We start from the raw sequence: 17,784 nt of genomic DNA, 5'->3' as shown, positions 1-17,784 counted from the left end.
CTTCACCGTTCCGTATCTGTACGTCTATGTGGCGAAGGTGCGGGATCTCGGCGCGAGCACTGCCGGTGCGGTGCTCGCCCTGCTCGCGGTGGCCGCGCTGGTCGTCCTGCCGCTGACCGGCCGCGCCATCGACCGGCGCGGACCGCTGCCGGTGGCCGTCGTCGGCACGGTCTCCGCCGCCGTCGGTTCCCTGGGGATCGGCCTGTCCGCCACCGAGCCGCTGGTCATCGCGTCGGCCATCGCGCTCGGTGCCGGGATAGCGGTCATTCAGCCGGCCCTCGCGACGATGATCGTGTGGTGCTCGACGACGCTGACGAGGTCGCGGGCGTTCGCCACCCAGTTCTTCCTGAACAACCTGGGGCTGGGCGTCGGCGGACTGGTCGGCGGGCTGCTGGTCGACGAGGCGCATGCGTCGAGCTTTGTGCGGCTGTTCGCCATTGAGGCCGTGATGTTCCTGGTGCTCGGGGCTGCGGTGGCGACCGTACGGCTGCCGCGGTCGCCGAAGGTCGAGGATGCGGTGCCGACCGAGGAGCGGGCCAAGGGCGCCTGGCGGGCGATGTTCGCCGACCGGCGGATGGTGTGGCTGTGTGTCCTGGGGTTCGTGCTGTTCTTCGCCTGCTACGGACAGTTCGAGTCGGGGCTGGCGGCCTACGCGACCGAGGTCACCCGCATACCGCCGGCCGGCCTGGGCATCGCGCTCGCGGCCAATACGGCGGCGATCGTGGCGGCGCAGTTCGTGGTGCTCAAGCTGGTCGAGCGGCGGCGGCGCAGCCGGGTGATGGCGCTGGTCGGGGTGGTCTGGACGGTGGCGTGGATAGCCGCCGGGCTGTCCGGGCTGGTGCACGGCGCGCAGGTGGTGGCGACGACGCTGCTGATCTCGACGTATGCGCTGTTCGGTATCGGTGAGTCGATGCTGTCGCCGACGGTGGCTCCGCTGGTGGCCGATCTGGCGCCGGCTTCCCTGATCGGGCAGTACAACTCGGCGTTCGCGCTGGTCAAGCAGCTGGCGTTGGCGCTCGGTCCGGCCGTGGGCGCGCTGATGGTGGGGCACGGGATGTACGGGGCGTACATCGGGATGCTCGTGGTGTGTGCGCTGGGGATCACGGCGTTGTCGCTGTGGCTGGGGCGGATGCTGCGTCCGGCGCAGGACAATCCGCACCGCGCGGTGGCCTCCCTGCCCGCGGCGCGGGTGCCGGCCGAGGCGGAAGCCGTGGCCTGCGGCGCCTGAGCCCCGCATCCGGTGCCCGGTGCCCCCGTACCCGGTGCCCGGTGCCGTAAGAGGTCCGCGTCTTCATGCCGCCGGCCCCGGTCCGATCGGACCGGGGCCGGCGGCATACGGCTATCCGCGGGGCAGTGCGAATTCGCACCAGACGGCCTTGCCGCCGCCCGGGGTGCGGCGGGAGCCCCAGGACGAGGCGATGGTGGCCACGATGGAGATGCCCCGGCCGGCCTCGTCGGCCGGTTCGGCACGACGGCGGCGCGGGAGATGGTCGTCGCCGTCGGTGACCTCGACGATCAGCCGGCGGTCCGTGCGGCGCAGGCGCAGGCGCATGGGCGGGGTGCCGTGCTGGAGGGAGTTGGCGACCAGTTCGCTGGCGGCCAGCACGCCGAGGTCGTGCAGCTCGGGCGGGAAACGCCAGGAGGCGAGGACCCCGGAGGCGAAGGCGCGGGCGCGCGGGGCCGCTTCGGTGCCGCCGAGGAGTTCGAGCGCGGCGTTGTGGAACAGCTCGGCGTCGTGGCCGGTCCGTTCGGGGTGCTGCAGGACCAGGATGGCGACGTCGTCGTCGTGGCTGGCGGTGATTCCCAGGGAGCGCAGCAGGCGGTCACAGACGATGTCCGGGGCGCCGGCGGCACCGGCGAAGGCGCGTTCCAGGGCCTCGACGCCGTGGTCGATGTCCTTGTCGCGGCGCTCGACCAGGCCGTCGGTGTAGAGGACGGCGCTGCTGCCGGGGCCCAGGGGGACGGATCCGGAGGTGTGCAGCCAGCCGCCGGTGCCCAGGGGCGGTCCGGTCGGTTCGGCGGCGCGGCGGACCGTGCCGTCCGGGTCGCGTACGAGGATGGGCAGATGGCCGGCGGAAGCGTAGACCAGCCGGCCCTCGTTCGGGTCGTGGACGGCGTAGACGCAGGTGGCGATCTGGCTGGCGTCGATCTCGGCGGCCAGGCCGTCCAGGAGCTGCAGGACCTCGTGGGGCGGGAGGTCGAGGCGGGCGTAGGCGCGGACCGCGGTGCGCAGCTGGCCCATGACGGCGGCGGCGCGCACCCCGCGGCCCATGACGTCGCCGATGACCAGGGCCGTACGGCCGGCGCCGAGGGTGATGACGTCGTACCAGTCGCCGCCGACCGCGGCGTCGGTGCCGCCGGGCTGGTAGGTGGCCGCGACGCGGAGGTCGTCGGGCTGCTCCAGTTCCTGGGGCAGCAGGGAGCGCTGGAGGGTGACCGCGGCCTCGCGCTGGAGGGCCTCGCTGGCGCGCAGCCGCTCGGCGGACTCGATCTGGTCGGTGACCTCGGCGCCGAAGACCAGGACGCCCTTGTGCGGGGCGACGCAGGCGACCTCGGGGTCGGGTGCCGGGCCGCTCGCCGCGACCTCGATCGGGGTGCAGGTGAAGGTGTAGTAGCCGTCGCGGGTGCGGTCGCCGCCCGCGACGCCGGGGACCTTGCGGGACTTGACCGTCCGCGGTTTGCCGCTGCGCAGGACCTGGTCCATCAGGGGGAGCAGGCCGAGGGTGCCGAGCTCGGGGAGGGCTTCGCGGGCGGTGTGGCCGGCCGGGCGGGGGCCGAAGACGCCGGCGTAGGCGCCGTTGACGTAGGCGAGGCGGTGCTCGGGGCCGTAGACGACGGCGACGAGGGCGGGGATGGTGCCGAGGATGTCGTGGACGGACAGGGCGTCGACCGTGGGCGGCAGGGCCACGGGGGTGGGTTCCCGGGTGGCCGAGGCTTCGGCGTGCTCGGCGCGGGCCGCGGGGACGGAGCCCGTGGTCGCAGCTGTCGGTGCGGCGGGCGTGCCGCCGTCCGCCGCGGGCACGGCGGGCGGCGCCGGGGCCGCGGTGGGCGGTGCGGCCGGCGTGCCGGACGCGGGGCGGGGCGCGGCGCGGTCGGACCGCGCGGCGGCACGCCGTTGGGTGCCGGGGAATTTGGCGCTCCAGCGCGTGAAGATCACGGAGGGGTACCTCTTACTTCGCGTCGTCGCGCGGGATCGGGCCGCCGGCATGGCGGGACCTCCCGGCCGGCGGCCGGGGAAAGGTCGGCTGGGGACACTCTCGGCGCCCCTTTGCGGAATGCAGCAAACGTCCAGAATCCTCGTGATTGTCACTCTTTGCAGATACGAGCCCACCCATGGTCACACGTCCAGTGTGGCCGACCGGACGGACATCCGTCAGACGCCCGGGTGCCGGGAGGGAGTTCCGCGCTCCGGAACATCCCGCCGCCCGGGGGCCGGCGGCACTCACCTCTTCGGGGTACGGCGCGTCAACTGGCTTCGTTGTGCCGTCCGGTGCCCGCGGCGAGCTCGAACTCGGCGCGCGGGTTCTCCAGCGAGCCGAGCGAGACGATCTCGCGTTTGAACAGGCCGGCCAGCGTCCATTCGGCGAGCACCCGCGCCTTGCGGTTGAAGGTCGGCACCCGGCTGAGGTGGTAGGCGCGGTGCATGAACCACGCCGGGTAGCCCTTCAGCTTGCGTCCGTAGACGTGCGCCACGCCCTTGTGCAGGCCGAGCGAGGCCACCGAGCCGACGTATTTGTGCGCGTAGTCCTGGACCGGGCCGCCGCGTACCACCGCCGCGATGTTCTCGGCGAGCACCTTGGACTGGCGGACGGCGTGCTGCGCATTGGGGGCGCACAGGGCGCGGGGCTCGTCGGGCTTGGCGGGCGGCGCGGCCGTCAGGTCGGGGACCGCGGCCGCGTCGCCGGCGGACCAGGCGTGCTCGACGCCGTCCACCCGGAGCGCGGGGGTGCACTGCAGGCGGCCGTGGGCGTTCAGCGGCAGCCCGGTCGCGGCCAGGATGGGGTGCGGTTTGACGCCCGCGGTCCACACCAGGGTCCGGGTCGGGAAGCGGGAGCCGTCGCTGAGCCGGGCGACCCGCTTTTCACAGGACTCCAGCCGGGTCTCCATCCGGACGTCGATATTGCGGGCGCGCAGCTCGCGGACGGCGTAACGGCCCATGTCGGGGCCCACTTCGGGCAGGATCCGGTCGGTCGCCTCGACCAGGATCCACTTCATGTCCTCGGGCTGGATGTTGTGGTAGTAGCGGACGGCGTAGCGGGCCATGTCCTCCAGTTCGGCCAGCGCCTCCACGCCCGCGTACCCGCCGCCGACGAAGACGAAGGTGAGCGCGGCGTCGCGGACCGCGGGGTCACGGGTGGAGGAGGCGATGTCGAGCTGGGCGAGGACGTGGTTGCGCAGTCCGATGGCCTCCTCGACCGTCTTGAAGCCGATGCCGACATCGGCCAGGCCCGGGACGGGCAGGGTGCGCGAGACCGAGCCGGGCGCCAGGACCAGTTCGTCGTACTCCACCTCGACGGCGCCGTTGCCGGTCTCCTCCGCGGCCAGGGTGGTGATGGTGGCCCGGCGGTCGCCGTGGTCGAGGGCGGTGACCTCGCCGATGACGACCTTGCACTGCGGCAGCACCCGGCGCAGCGGTACGACGACATGGCGCGGGGAGATCGAACCGGCCGCGGCCTCGGGCAGGAAGGGCTGGTACGTCATATACGGCTCGGGGTCGACCACGATGATCTCGACGGTGCCCTGGTGCAGTTCCTGCTTCAGTTTTCGCTGCAGCCGCAGGGCGGTGTACATCCCCACATAACCACCACCGACAACGAGAATGCGCGTCACGTCATTCGAGGACACAGTCTTCACAGAGGTTCTCCTCGCGGTGTCGGCCAGGCCCGGGCGGCACCGATCCGGCGGGCGGCCGGCGGCGCGGCACCCTCGGGAGCTGCGCCCCCGGGTAAAGCACAGCACTGTTCCATGACGCACTGCCGGAGCGGCTTTGTCCACAGGCCCGTCGAAATGTATGACCGGTCGCGGCCCTGGGGACGGAACGGCATATTCCGCGCGTGCGGGCAGAGGTGCCCTGGTCAGGGGGTGGGTGGCGGCGGAAGAACGGGGTCATGATCCGGGCGGATCAGCCCCCTTGGTCCGATCGGGGGGCGCATTGCGCGGAACGCCCCCTTCATTCTTGACCCGGGCTCAACTATGTTCATATGTCGTTGGGGTGCACCCTGTCATCGGTACGCCCTGACTGTCAGGGCGGGGAGTCTCCGGGGGGAGACGTCATTACCGGGGGATCACTATGCACATTCAGGGCTCTCATTGGCAGACCAACGTCGCTGTGGCGCATGCCGCCGACGACGCCGGGAGCGTGAAGGAAAACAACAACGGCACCGACGGCACCGGTAACGCCACCGGTGTGAGGAACGGTGCCCGCACGGGGACGGGGGGTCGGAGCACGCCGCTGCGGGTGGATGCCCAGCGCAATCTGGAACATGTGCTGCGTGCCGCACGCGAGGTGTTCGGCGAGCTGGGGTACGGCGCGCCCATGGAGGACGTGGCACGGCGGGCCCGGGTCGGTGTCGGCACGGTCTACCGCCGTTTCCCCAGCAAGGACGTGCTGGTCCGCCGGATAGCCGAGGAGGAGACCTCACGGCTGACGGACCAGGCGCGTACGGCGCTGGGCCAGGAGGACGATGCATGGTCCGCGCTGTCCCGCTTCTTGCGGACCTCGGTCGCCTCGGGTGCCGGACGGCTGCTGCCGCCGGGCATTCTGCGGGTGAGCGCGAACGCCGACCGGCCCACGGAGCCGGCGGCGGACGGCACGGACGGGCCACGCGTGCCGGACGGGCTGAGCGAGGCCCGGGTCCCGGACGGCCTGAGTGAGGCGCGGGTGCCGCAGCAGCGGATGGCACCCGGCACGGACGGGGTCCCGGTCGATCTCCGGCTGGTCGCCGCGAGCGACACCACGGAGGGCGGGCCGTCCCCGGTGGACGGGGCCGCGCCGGCCGCCGTGGCCGGCGACGGTGCCGATGCCGGTACCGAGGAGATGGCGGGCGCCGACGCGTTGCTGGAGGTCGTCGGGCGGCTCGTGGAGCGGGCCCGGACGGCGGGTGAGCTGCGCGCCGATGTGACGGTCGCCGACATTCTGTTAGTGATCGCCACGGGCGCGCCCACGCTGCCCGAACCCAGCCACCAGCAGGCCGCCTCCGCGCGGCTGTTGGAGATTCTGCTGGAGGGGCTGCGTTCGCGCCCTGCTGAGTGAGGTCCGGCGGCCGGCGCCGTCCGGTGGGCCCGACCGCCGGGTTCACCGGGCGGGGCCGGCCGGCCGGCCGATGCCGGTCGCGGGACGGTGCCGGTCCGCGGGACGGTGCCGTATACGGCTGCGGAGCCCGTATGCGCCCTTGGGGGCGGGTACGGGCTCCGCGCATGTGCGGAGCCCGGCCCGTAGGGGCTGTGCGGGGCGTGCGGGGCACGAGGCGTGCGGCGTACGGCCCCTTACGAGGGCTCCGAGGGATACCCGTAAGGGGCCCGCGGCGGGTGTGGCCCGTATGCGCGGCATGGCTCGTACGGGTGAACGTCCGTGCGGTCGTCCGCGTGCGCACCCCGGATGAGTGGATGGCGGTCAGGAGCCTCAACCGCGGGGGTTCGGTGTGGCACTCTGGCGCGGTATTCCGGTGTGACGGCGGCTTCGGGGGCCTCGAAGATGGGTGTTGACGGGCGGGACGGGCGGCGCGACGGCGAGGCCGGGGCGGACGGGACCGGGGTGGGCGAGACCAAAGGCACGCCGTCCGGACAGATCCCCGGCCAGGCCGGGCCGTTGGGGGCGGGGAGCCCGGCCGACGGGCAGGCTGAGCGGTGCGATCGCGCCCGTCGTCCGGCGGGCGCGGGGCTCAGCGTGCCGCCGCAGCGGGGGCGTTCTCACCGGGCGGGCCCGGCTGCTGCTCCTGAGGGGGGCGAAATCCCGCCGTCCGACGCCCAGTTGCTCGCCAATCTGCGGGCCGGGGACGACAGTGCGTACGAGGAGTTGTACCGCAGGCACGCCGAGGCGGTCCGGCGCTACGCCCGGAGCTGCTGCCGGGACGTGCACACCGCCGAGGATCTGACCGGTGAGGTCTTCGCGCGCACGCTGCAGGCGGTACGCGGCGGCGCGGGGCCCGATTCCGCGGTGCGCGCCTACCTGCTGACCACCGTCCGGCGGGTCGCCGCCGCCTGGGCGAAGACGGCGCGGCGGGAGCAGCTGGTGGAGGACTTCGCGGTGTTCGCGGTGTCCTCGGCCGGGGTGCCGGGGGACCGGGAGAGCCTGGATCCGGGCGCGGACGTGCGCGCCCTGCACGAGGCCGAGCAGTCGATGGCCGTGCAGGCGTTCCGCAGTCTGCCCGAGCGCTACCAGACGGTGCTGTGGCACACCACGGTCGAGGAGGAGTCGCCCAGCGAGGTCGCCCCGCTGCTCGGGCTGACCGCGAACGCCACCGCCGTACTGGCGCACCGCGCCCGCGAGGGTCTACGGCAGGCCTACTTGCAGGCGCATGTCAGCCAGTCGCTGACCGCGGGCGGCGACTGCGCACGGTATGCCGACCGGCTCGGTGCCTTCGCCCGTGGGGGGCTGCGGATGCGGGCCGAGCGGGGGCTGCGCAAGCATCTGGAGGCATGTGCCCGGTGCCGGCTGGCCGCGCTGGAGGTCGAGGACGTCAATCAGCGGATCGGGGCGCTGCTGCCGGTCGCGGTCATCGGCTGGTTCGCCGCGGGGTACGCCGTCAAGGCGGCGGCCGCGGCGGTGGGGGTCGCGGGAGCGGGCGCGGCAGCCGGGGCCGGTGCGGCGGGAAGCACAACGGGGGCCGGTGCGGCGGCTGCGGGCGGTGGTGGTTCCGCGGCCACGGGCGGCGGTGGTGCCGGTGCGGCGGGAAGTGCCGGCGGGGCCGGTGGTTCCGGTGGTGCGGCCGTGGGTGAGGGGCTGGGCGCGGTGGTGAAGGTCGGTCTCGGCGTGGGGGCGACGGTGGTGGCGGGCGGGGTGCTGGCGCTGGCGCTGACCGGCTTGCCCGGGCCTGCACCGAAACCGCGGGCCGGGTCCGCGCAGTCGGCCCCGGCCGCGCCGCAGAGGCCGTCGTCCGTGCCGTCGGGGTCGGCGCTGCCGCCGGCGTCCGGTGCCGCACCGGCCCCGAAGTACAGCGCGACGCCGGGCCCGAAGTCGCCGCCGACGCACACCTCGCGCCCCGAGCCGGCGCCCGCCCCGCCGCGGACTCCGCCACGGCCCACGCCCCGCCCGGCCCCGCCCTCGGCGCCGGCCCCCGGTCCCACACCGCCGAAGGCCACGCCGCCGGAGCCCACACCACAGCCGCCGCTGCCCGCCCCGACCGCGTACCCGCTCAATGCGCTCGACCACGACTTCACGGGCGACGGCGGCAAGCCGGAGGTGCGCACCCTCGGCAGCAGCTGGCTGTGGCAGCGGGAGTCACCGAAGATCGCCGGCACGACGTATGCGCAGGGTGCGAGCGTGCATGCGCAGTCCTCGGTGACCATCGACCTCAACCGCCGGTGCACCGCGTACGACGCGGTGGCGGGCATCGACGATCTCAGTATGGGGCTGGGGGTGCTGCGCTTCTCCGTTTATGCGGACGGGGTGCGGCTGTGGCGGTCGGCGGTGGTGCACGGCGGGCAGCGGGCGGTGCCGGTGCATGTTCCGCTGACGGGGCGTAAGACGCTGCGGCTGGTGAGCGAGCCGGTCTCGCCCGTGGCCGTGGTGGCGCTGGGAGACTGGGCGCAGGCGACGATCAGCTGTCGTTGAGGGGCCGGGGCGGCCGCCGGCGAGCCGGCTACGACTACCGGCTGCCGGCTACCGGCTCACGCCAGCCGCGCACGGGGAACGACCCCACCCGCGACCGCCTTCTGGCGCGGCGCCCCCGTCCCCGTCCAGCACGTCCCCCGCCGCGCCACCAACCGCCGCAGCCACAGCTCCGTGGAGACCAGCTCGGTCAGCCCGTCCAACGGCAGCGCCGCCCCCTCCGCCGCCGACCGCAGCGCCTTGCGGACCACCCGCGCCTCCACCAGCCCCGCATCGGCCAGCAGCGGCGTGTCGAAGAGCTGCACCAGGTCCCCTATGGCGCCGCGCAGCCCGGTGCGTACGGCGGCCGCCTGGGTCAGGTGTGAGGTGGCGCCCCAGCCGGGCGGCAGATCCCGTACGCCGGCCCCGGCCAGTACGGAGCGCAGTACGGCGGCCCGCGCCCCCGGCTGCACCCGCAGGGTGTCCGGCAGCGCGCGGCAGGCGAGCACCACCTGGTTGTCGAGGAAGGGGGCGTGCAGCCGCTGGTTGCGGATCTCGGCGGCCTGCTCGAAGACGCGGTGGTCCGCGGCCTGACGGGCCAGCGCGGCGCGGGCCCGCCGCTCCCCGGGGTGGCCGGCGGCGGGCGAGCGGTGTGCCGCTTCGCTGAGACGAACCGATACTTCGGCCAGCGCCTCCCCCGTGAGCCAGCGCGCCGCGGGCCCCGGACCGCACCAGGCGAGCGCGGCCAGCGAGGCGTCCACGGCCCCGCCGGCCACCGGCTCGTCGGCGAACTGCCGCTCCAGCAGGCGCCGCGCCGTATCGGCGAGGCCGGACGGGTACGGCGTACGGGCGAGCCTGCGGGCGGCACGGTAGACGGTGAAGGGGACGAGGACGGAGTGTGCGGAGGGGCCGTCGGCCTTGGCCAGCGCGGTGACCGGGCGCAGCAGATGGCGTCGGCGGCGGTCCATGAGGAGGTCGGCGAGGCGGGCCGGGTGCGCGTCGAGGACCTGACGGGCGCCGTGTCCGACGAAATGGTCCGCGCTGCCGGCCAGCAGGCGTCGGCGGTGGCGGCTCGCGGTGGTGAGGGAGGGGCCCGGCTCGTCCGTGAGCGGGCCCGCGCCGAGGTCCGCATACGGAAGGGCCTCTTCGCCGGCCGCGACGACGACATGGTGCAGCCGCGGGTTGTCGGCCAGGGTGCGGGCGCGCTCCAACTCGGCGTCGTGGTGGGCCCCTTCGCCCGTGGTGGCGCGGTCGTTGAAGGTGACGGCCAGGAGGCGTTCGCCGTGGCCGCCCAGCCGTCCGGGCCGGCCGGGGAGACCGGCGGCCAGGAGGGCGAGAGTTCCGGAGGCACTTCCTCCGGAGAGGTCGGCGCCGACACCGGGGGCCGGCGCCCCGCGCGCCGCGCGCCGCTCGGCGGGCCCCATGCCGGGCACCGGTCCGGGGTCGAGACCGTCGCGCCCGTCCGGATCGGGGGCGTGGCGGGGCCCGGCCAGCCGTGCGCGGACGGCTTCGACCAGGGCGTCGCGGACGCCGTCCACGGCCTGTTCCGGGGCGAGTTGGGGTGCGGCGACGGCGAGCGAGGCGGTCGGCTCGAAGGAGGTGACGTCGCGGGCGCCGCCGCGCAGCACCAGGGCGTGGCCGGGCGGGATCCGGCGGACGCCTTCGTACGGCGTGCCGGCGCCCAGCGCCTCGGGGATGTCCGGGCAGGCCAGCAGCGCGGCCAGGTGGCCGATGTCGAGGCCGGCCTCGACGAGGTCGGCGAGCGGGAGGGCGGCGGTGGCGTAGGCGGTGCCGCCGGCCCAGGGGGTGTGGAAGACGGGCCGGGCGCCGGCCAGGTCGCCGGTGACGGTGATCCGCCGCCCTACCTGGACGACGGCGGTGTAGCTGCCGGGCCAGGTGGTGAGGTGGCGCAGTGCGCCCCCGCGCGCCGCGAACAGGCCCACCCGCAGCTGGTCGTCGGTGGCGCCGCAGACGCCGAAGACCGCGAGCCGGGTCTCGGCGTCGGCCTGTACGACGCGGACCTCGTCCGGCCGCCAGTCGCCGACCGCCCAGAGCGGATCGGGGTCACCCCACAGGAGCTGGGCGCCCACGGGGAGGACCGCGCGGCTCTCCTCGCCCGCCGTCGGCCCCGTGCCGGCCGGCCCCGTGGCGGCACTGCTCCACCCCACCAACCAGCGCATGGCCGCCTCCACCCGATTCCCCGTGCGCCGGGGCCAACGGCCGCCCCGTACAGCGGATTGCCCGGCTGTCGCCGAGCTGTTGTGGCGACCATGCTGCCATGACAGGGGCGCACAGGAGGCGCCGGAGCGGTCCTGTATACGGGCGGTTCGCGCCGCGTGCGCCGGTTGAGGGGCCGTCGGCGGGTCCCCGGGGGCGTCATGGCCCGCGCGGGCGGGCCACGGACGGCGGAGCGGACGGGGCGCGGGGGCGGCGGGACGGCCGTGCGGGCCGGCCCGCGGAATGCGCCCCGCGCCGGGCACGGGCGATGTGCCGGCTCGGCCCCCCGCACCGGGCACGAGCACTCCGCCGCCCCGGCCCCGGGAGGCCCCCCGTGTGGCCCCCAGGGCGACCCCGAGCAGGCGGCGGCGTGAAATCATCACCCGTCGATTTTCGGCCAAAGTCCGTACCACACAGCCCAGTTGGCGTATGCGGGCAGGGCGTCAACCGGTGACACGACCGGCCGCGACCGGCCGCCGGCCGCTCTGCGCGACGGTCCGGGAGGCGGGCTGCGCCCCCCGGACCGGACCGTCACCCGCGGGGAATTGAGGTGACGGTATCCCCCAGCCCACTGGATCCAGTGCAGCGGGCCGACCCACGCAGAAGACATGGAAGCGCTCCCGGAAACGGGCGGCCAGCGCGCACGAACGGGCGCACGGGCACACGTACCCGGAGCACATGCCAATTCCCGCACCCCTGTTTGAACACGAATCTCGCCATCCGGGACACCGGCACTTAACGGTCGGGATCCGGCGAACTACTCTGGGTGGACGCATGCCCCGGGGTACCGGGGCGGCCGTCGCTTGTCGAGGGGTGCGCATGTCCAGGGATATACGCGGGCCGAACGAAAAGCTCGGCACTGTTCTCGCCCTCGCGGGTATCAGCAATGCCGGACTGGCACGCCGGGTCAACGACCTCGGTGCGCAGCGCGGACTGACGCTTCGCTATGACAAGACGTCGGTGGCGCGGTGGGTCTCCAAGGGCATGGTGCCGCAGGGCGCCGCGCCCCATCTGATCGCGTCCGCGATCGGCAGCAAGCTCGGCCGGCCGGTTCCGCTGCACGAGATCGGGCTGGCCGACGCGGACCCGGCGCCCGAGGTGGGCCTGGCATTTCCCCGCGATGTGGGCGCCGCGGTGCGCTCCGCGACCGAGCTGTACCGTCTCGATCTGGCCGGACGGCGGGCGGGCGGCGGCGGCATCTGGCAGAGCCTGGCCGGATCCTTCGCCGTCAGCGCGTACGCCACCCCCGCCTCGCGCTGGCTGATATCCCCGGCCGACAGCTCGGTGGCGCGGGAGGCGGCCGAGGCACGGGACAAGGACGCCGCGGCGGCCGGCGACGGCGGGGTTCCGCAGCACGTCGGCCACAGCGACGTCAGCAAGCTGCGCGAGGCGGCGGAGGACGCGCGCCGCTGGGACTCCAAATACGGCGGCGGGGACTGGCGTTCCTCGATGGTCCCGGAATGCCTCCGGGTGGACGCGGCCCCGTTGCTCCTCGCCTCGTACAGCGACGAAGTGGGCCGTGCGCTCTTCGGGGCGACCTCCGAACTCACCCGGCTCGCCGGATGGATGGCCTTCGACACGGGCCAGCAGGAGGCCGCGCAGCGGTACTACATCCAGGCGCTGCGGCTCGCCCGCGCGGCCGCCGACGTCCCCCTCGGCGGCTATGTCCTCGCCTCGATGTCCCTCCAGGCGACCTACCGGGGCTTCGCCGACGAGGGCGTCGACCTCGCCCAGGCCGCCCTGGAACGCAACCGAGGCCTGGCCACGGCCCGCACCATGAGCTTCTTCCGCCTGGTCGAGGCGCGGGCGCAGGCCAAGGCCGGTGAGGCGCGCGCCTGCGAGGTGGCGCTGAAGGCCTCCGAGGGCTGGCTGGAGCGTTCCCGCGGCGGCGACCCCGACCCCTCGTGGCTGGACTTCTACTCGTACGAACGCTTCGCCGCCGACGCCGCCGAGTGCTACCGCGATCTGCGGCTGCCCCGCCAGGTGCGCCGCTTCACCGAGCAGGCGCTGTCCCGTCCCACCGAGGAGTTCGTCCGCTCACACGGTCTGCGCCTGGTCGTCTCCGCTGTCGCCGAACTGGAGTCCGGCAATCTGGACGCGGCCTGCGCGGCGGGCACCCGTGCGGTCGAGGTGGCCGGACGGATCTCCTCCGCCCGCACCACCGAGTACGTCCGCGATCTGCTGCACCGCCTGGAGCCGTACGGCGACGAGCCCCGGGTGGTCGAGCTGCGGGAGCGGGCGAGACCGCTGCTGGCGGCGCCGGCCTAGGCGAGGGCGGTACGGGGCGGGTCGGCCGGCAGGAGGGGCGGCCCGTCCACACCCCGGCCCGTCCACACCCCGGCCTGTCCGGACCCCGCCCCGTCCGATCGGCATTGTCAGTGCCGGGCGTCATGATGGGATACGTCGTCGGGCAATGATGCGGATGATGCGCAGGTCCGCGGCGACGGGCGAGCCTGGATCATGCGGTTGGGGAGGTGCAGTGGCGGCGTACGACTGCGATGTGCTGGTGATCGGTGCCGGCATCGTCGGGCTCTCTACGGCCTACGCGATCACACGTGCCGCACCCGGCACACGCGTCGTGGTCCTGGAGAAGGAGCCGGGTCCGGCCCGTCACCAGACCGGGCGCAACAGCGGCGTGATCCACAGCGGCATCTACTATCCGCCCGGCTCCCTCAAGGCCCGCTTCGCCCTGCAGGGCTCGGCGGAAATGGTGAAGTTCTGCACCGAGAACGACATCCCCCATGAGGTCACCGGCAAGCTGATCGTCGCCACGGACCGCAGCGAGCTGCCGCGGCTGCACGGCCTGATCCAGCGCGGCCGCGAACACGGCCTGCCGGTGCGCGAACTGGGCCCCGCCCAGATAGCCGAGTACGAGCCCGAGGTGCACGGCCTGGCCGCCATCCATGTCGGTACGACCGGCGTCTGCGACTTCGCGGCCGTCGCCCGCCGGTTCGCCCGGCTCGCCGAGGACGCCGGCACCCGGATCGTCTACGGCACCGAGGTGACGACCATCGGCCGCCGCCCCGGCCGGGTGGCGGTCCGCAGCGCCGACGGTACGGTCCACCGTGCCCGTGCCCTGGTCAACTGCGCGGGCCTGCACTGCGACCGGATCGCCCGGCTGGCCGGCGACGCCCCGGGCATGCGGATCATCCCGTTCCGCGGCGAGTACTTCACCCTCGCTCCGGAGCGCGCCCCGCTCGTCCGCGGCCTGGTCTACCCGGTCCCCGACCCGGCCTTCCCGTTCCTCGGCGTCCATCTGACCCGGGGCATCGACGGCGCCGTCCACATCGGCCCGAACGCCGTCCCCGCCCTGGCCCGCGAGGGCTACGACTGGCGCACGATCCGCCCCGCCGAGCTGGCCGGCACCCTCGCCTACCCCGGCTCCTGGCGGATAGCCCGCCGCCACTGGCGCTACGGCGCCGGCGAACTGCACCGCTCCCTGTCCCGGCCCGCCTTCGCCGACGCGGTCCGCCGCCTGCTCCCGGCCGCCCGCGAGGAGGACCTGGTGCCGTCGCCGGCCGGCGTCCGCGCCCAGGCGGTCCTCCCCGACGGCACCCTCGTCGACGATTTCCTCTTCGCCGAATCCCCCGGCATGATCCACGTCCTCAACGCCCCCTCCCCGGCCGCCACGGCCTCGCTCCCCATCGGGCGGGAGGTGGCACGGCGGGTGCTGGGGCTGCTGGGGCGGAGCCGCGCATGACAGAGCGGCGCTCGGGCCTTCTCTCGTGAGCGACGCCGCTCGGGCCTCCCTCGTGAACTCGTGAATCCGCCCGGCCCGCCCCTCGTCAAACGCCTCTCGGCCCCTCCTCCCGTAGGAGGCGGGGCCGAGAGGCGGCGGATCCGTGGCGGCGACCGGTGTCCTGGAGACGTCAGCCGACCGGTGTCCTGGAGACGTCAGGCGAACGGCACCTCGAAGGCCTGCACGCTCGGCCGGTTGTCGGTGAGCCGCTCGCTCTGGATGAAGAGCATGTTGTCCCTGTCCAAGCCCAGCGACATATCGCTGGGGGCCGGCAGGTTGTGCTCCTTCTCGTAGAGCGTGCCCTTCACCTTCTCCTTGCCGTCACGCAAGCCGACCGCGACCACCAGCGCCTTCACGGCGGAGGCGCCGCTGTCGGGCGAATCGGTCACCATCATCAGGCCTTGGTTGTTCACACCGGCGATGGCCGCCGAGCCGCGCTTCTTCCACAGCAGCTTGCCCGTCTTCATGTCCATCGCCGCAAGCCCGTTGTTGGCACCGTAACCGGCCACCAGAATCTGCTCGTCCTCATCGACGTAGGTGTTGCGCGGCTCGAACTTCATGTCCTTCAGCTCGCCCGAGAGCTGGAAGGTGTGGTTCGGCTTGCCTTTGTCCGTATAGGTCTGGATGTAGTGCACGGGATCGGCCGAGCTGCCGCTCTCCGTCAGCAGCGTCAGGGGCCAGTCCGACAGGGTCCGCACGATCGCGTGGTCCTCACCCGTGACCGTCGAATGGATGCTGTCGTACTCCAGGTCCTGGAGCGCCAGCTGCTTCTTCGGCTTCGCATCGGAGCAGTCGCTGGCCACCGCCAGGTACTGGGGGCTCAGCCCGACCGAGTTGGTGCAATCGTGACCGCGCGCGGTCAGCTCCCAGACCTTCGCTCCACGGCCGACGGAGAAGCCGGCGTAGGTCCGGCCGATCGTGACGGCGACGACCTTGCTGTTCACCACGACCCGCGGCTGGTGCTCCGCGGTGTCACCGTCCTGAAGGCTCTTGGACCACAGGGTGCGGCCGGTGTCGGTGTCGACGACGGAGAGGTAGGAGCAGTCGTCGCCACCCGCGTCGAAGACCACGGCGCCCACACCGTCGTCACTGGGCTCCGCGGACATCGCGCAGACCTCGCCCGCGCCCTTGGGCGTCTTGACCGTCCACTTCTTCTTGCCACTCTTGCGGTTGTAGGCCCGTACGCCCTCGCCGTCGCCGTAGATGACGTCGTCGTTGTTGAACCACATCGAGCGCAGCCCGTTCTCGTTCTGGCCCTCGCGCTCGGACACGGGCGACGCCGCCTCCCACTTCCGCGACAGGGCGTTCGCGGGCCGGGCGGCACCCGGGTCGGCCGAGTCCCCGGAGAACAGGAAGTACCCGCCGACCCCGGCTGCCACCAGCAGGACCATCACGATCGCCAGGATGGCCGGCACGGGCACACCGCTGCGCCTGGGCCCGCCCGGCCCAACCGGTCCGCCCTGGAACTGGGGTGCCATGGGGCCGCCGGGGAACGGTCCCTGGCCGGGCACCTGGCCCGGCACCTGACCTGGCATCGGCCCCTGGTTCTGGCCGTACGGCGGGGGTGGCTGCTGGCCCCCGTGCGGCGCGGGGTAACCCTGCGGGGGCGGCCCCTGGGGCCGGCCCATGGGCGGCGGGTACGGCGCGCCTCCCGGCCCGGGGTGAGCGGGCGGGGCGCCGTACGGGCCGGGAGGCACCTGCCCCGGACCCGTCGGCGGCTGTTCCGGAGGGCCGAACGCTCCCGCGGGCGGCGGGGCGGCCTGTCCCGGTGCCGGCGGGCCGGCGGGCGGCGCTCCCGGAGCTCCCTGGCCGGGCGGCTGCGGCCCCTGCGGATTCCCGGCGTACCCCTGGCCGCCCTGCGACACGATGACCAACCCCCTGATTTGTTTTGCTCACGTCAGCGCCGCATCGTATGCACGCCGCTACACACCGCGCCAACCTCCCTTTTCACGAAGGTTCCGGCCCGCCGCTTCCGTACGCGCCACGCACCTCGAAGGCTCCGGGCGGGCCCCGTACGGGCTCCAGTCGGCCCCCGTACGGGCTCCAGTCAGGCCCCGTACGGGCTCCAGTCGGGCCCCGTACGGGCTCCGGGCGGTCCCCAGCCGACCCTCAGGGGGTCCCCGGGCTCCCCTCCCCCCGGACCCGCGCCCCGTAGAATCGACGCACTGTGTCCGAGAACCTCACCACCCCCGCCACCCCCGCCGCGGAAGCAGCCGCTCCGGCCGCCGGCGCCCAGGCCACCCCCGCCCGGGAAGCCGCCCCGCAGCAGACCGACGCACCTGGGGCCGACGCGCAGGAACCCCGCAGCCTCGGCTCCACCGCCGTCTCGGCCGCCACCCCGCGCCGCGGTGCGCCCCTGTTCCCCGACGGGACCGGCCCCGCCGCCGACCCCGCGGGTTCGCATCACGAGCGCCGGATCCGCTCCTTCCAGCCGCGCCGCAGCCGCGTGTCGCCCACCCAGGCGGACGCGCTGCGCCGCCTGTGGCCCACCTGGGGGCTGGACATCGACGGGCTCTCCCGTATCGATCTCGACACCTTCTTCGGCGGGCTGCCGGTCGTGCTGGAGATCGGCTTCGGCATGGGCGAGGCCACGGCACAGATGGCCGCCGCCGACCCGGCCACCGGCATCCTCGGCTGTGACGTCCACACCCCCGGGCAGGGCAATCTGCTCGGTCTCGCGGAGCGGAACGGCCTGTCCAACATCCGGGTGGCCAACGGCGACGCCATCATCCTGCTGCGCGAGATGCTGGCCCCCGCCTCCCTCGCCGGCCTGCGCGTCTACTTCCCCGACCCCTGGCCGAAGAAGCGCCACCACAAGCGCCGCCTGGTCCAGCCGGAGTTCATCGCCCTGGCGACCACCCGGCTCGCGCCCGGTGCCCTCGTCCACTGCGCGACCGACTGGGAGCCGTACGCCGAGCAGATGCTCGAAGTCCTCTCCGCCGAGCCGGCGCTCGAAAACCTCTACCCCGGCTATGCGCCGCGCCCGGACTTCCGTCCGCTCACCAAGTTCGAGGGCCAGGGGCTGGACAAGGGGCATGTCGTCCACGACCTCCTCTTCCGCCGCCGCGACGCGTAGGGC

The 17,784-nt window shown here is 74.1% G+C and carries 10 protein-coding genes (1 of these 10 cut by a window edge); 6 read left to right on the top strand and 4 right to left on the bottom strand.

Annotated features, from left to right (window positions below; translation table 11 throughout):
• Nucleotides 1–1,228: the 3' portion of an MFS transporter gene (locus OHS81_RS19510; RefSeq protein WP_328391267.1), read on the top strand. The gene continues 71 nt to the left of window position 1, outside the view; 1,228 of the gene's 1,299 nt are visible here — the last part of the coding sequence; its start codon lies beyond the left edge, outside the window; it ends in the stop codon at nucleotides 1,226–1,228.
• 111 nt (nucleotides 1,229–1,339) lie between these two features.
• On the opposite strand, the gene OHS81_RS19505 is transcribed toward OHS81_RS19510, so the two are convergent.
• Nucleotides 1,340–3,157 (bottom strand): ATP-binding SpoIIE family protein phosphatase, encoded by a 1,818-nt coding sequence (locus OHS81_RS19505; RefSeq protein ID WP_328386005.1) that lies wholly within the window; start codon nucleotides 3,155–3,157, stop codon nucleotides 1,340–1,342.
• A gap of 308 nt (nucleotides 3,158–3,465) precedes the next feature.
• Nucleotides 3,466–4,791 (bottom strand): NAD(P)/FAD-dependent oxidoreductase, encoded by a 1,326-nt coding sequence (locus OHS81_RS19500; RefSeq protein ID WP_443058859.1) that lies wholly within the window; start codon nucleotides 4,789–4,791, stop codon nucleotides 3,466–3,468.
• Between the two features lie 499 nt (nucleotides 4,792–5,290).
• On the opposite strand from OHS81_RS19500, the gene OHS81_RS19495 reads away from it, so the two are divergent.
• Together OHS81_RS19495 and OHS81_RS19490 are read left to right on the top strand one after the other, a co-directional pair.
• Nucleotides 5,291–6,253 (top strand): TetR/AcrR family transcriptional regulator, encoded by a 963-nt coding sequence (locus OHS81_RS19495; protein WP_328386004.1) that lies wholly within the window; start codon nucleotides 5,291–5,293, stop codon nucleotides 6,251–6,253.
• A gap of 441 nt (nucleotides 6,254–6,694) precedes the next feature.
• Nucleotides 6,695–8,773, top strand: coding sequence for a sigma-70 family RNA polymerase sigma factor (locus OHS81_RS19490; protein ID WP_328386003.1), 2,079 nt, complete (start codon nucleotides 6,695–6,697; stop codon nucleotides 8,771–8,773).
• 56 nt (nucleotides 8,774–8,829) lie between these two features.
• On the opposite strand, the gene OHS81_RS19485 is transcribed toward OHS81_RS19490, so the two are convergent.
• Nucleotides 8,830–10,929 (bottom strand): asparagine synthase-related protein, encoded by a 2,100-nt coding sequence (locus tag OHS81_RS19485; protein ID WP_328386002.1) that lies wholly within the window; start codon nucleotides 10,927–10,929, stop codon nucleotides 8,830–8,832.
• 856 nt (nucleotides 10,930–11,785) lie between these two features.
• Here OHS81_RS19485 and OHS81_RS19480 point away from each other — a divergent pair.
• Together OHS81_RS19480 and lhgO are read left to right on the top strand one after the other, a co-directional pair.
• Nucleotides 11,786–13,234: an MFS transporter gene (locus tag OHS81_RS19480; RefSeq protein WP_088798536.1), complete on the top strand. Its 1,449-nt coding sequence runs from the start codon at nucleotides 11,786–11,788 to the stop codon at nucleotides 13,232–13,234.
• Between the two features lie 211 nt (nucleotides 13,235–13,445).
• Nucleotides 13,446–14,666, top strand: coding sequence for an L-2-hydroxyglutarate oxidase (lhgO, locus tag OHS81_RS19475; protein WP_328386001.1), 1,221 nt, complete (start codon nucleotides 13,446–13,448; stop codon nucleotides 14,664–14,666).
• Between the two features lie 194 nt (nucleotides 14,667–14,860).
• Here lhgO and OHS81_RS19470 read toward each other — a convergent pair whose 3' ends face one another.
• Complete coding sequence (locus OHS81_RS19470; protein ID WP_328386000.1) at nucleotides 14,861–16,120, bottom strand: outer membrane protein assembly factor BamB family protein; 1,260 nt, start codon at nucleotides 16,118–16,120, stop codon at nucleotides 14,861–14,863.
• Between the two features lie 752 nt (nucleotides 16,121–16,872).
• Between OHS81_RS19470 and trmB the strand changes: the two genes are divergently transcribed.
• Entirely contained in the window at nucleotides 16,873–17,781 is a 909-nt protein-coding gene (trmB, locus tag OHS81_RS19465; RefSeq protein WP_328385999.1) for a tRNA (guanosine(46)-N7)-methyltransferase TrmB, read from the top strand.
• Nucleotides 17,782–17,784 lie beyond the last annotated feature (3 nt).

Origin of the sequence: Streptomyces sp. NBC_00400 (genome assembly GCF_036048035.1) — a bacterium.
Lineage (GTDB): Bacteria > Actinomycetota > Actinomycetes > Streptomycetales > Streptomycetaceae > Streptomyces.
This window is presented reverse-complemented; position numbering and strand designations above follow the sequence as displayed.

Bases quoted from the DNA above. Each gene is read 5' to 3' on its own strand.
- OHS81_RS19480 (WP_088798536.1), top strand. From the start codon at position 11,786: ATGTCCAGGGATATACGCGGGCCGAACGAAAAGCTCGGCACTGTTCTC.
- OHS81_RS19500 (WP_443058859.1), bottom strand. From the start codon at position 4,791: ATGTACACCGCCCTGCGGCTGCAGCGAAAACTGAAGCAGGAACTGCAC.
- OHS81_RS19485 (WP_328386002.1), bottom strand. From the start codon at position 10,929: ATGCGCTGGTTGGTGGGGTGGAGCAGTGCCGCCACGGGGCCGGCCGGC.
- OHS81_RS19495 (WP_328386004.1), top strand. From the start codon at position 5,291: ATGCACATTCAGGGCTCTCATTGGCAGACCAACGTCGCTGTGGCGCAT.
- OHS81_RS19490 (WP_328386003.1), top strand. From the start codon at position 6,695: ATGGGTGTTGACGGGCGGGACGGGCGGCGCGACGGCGAGGCCGGGGCG.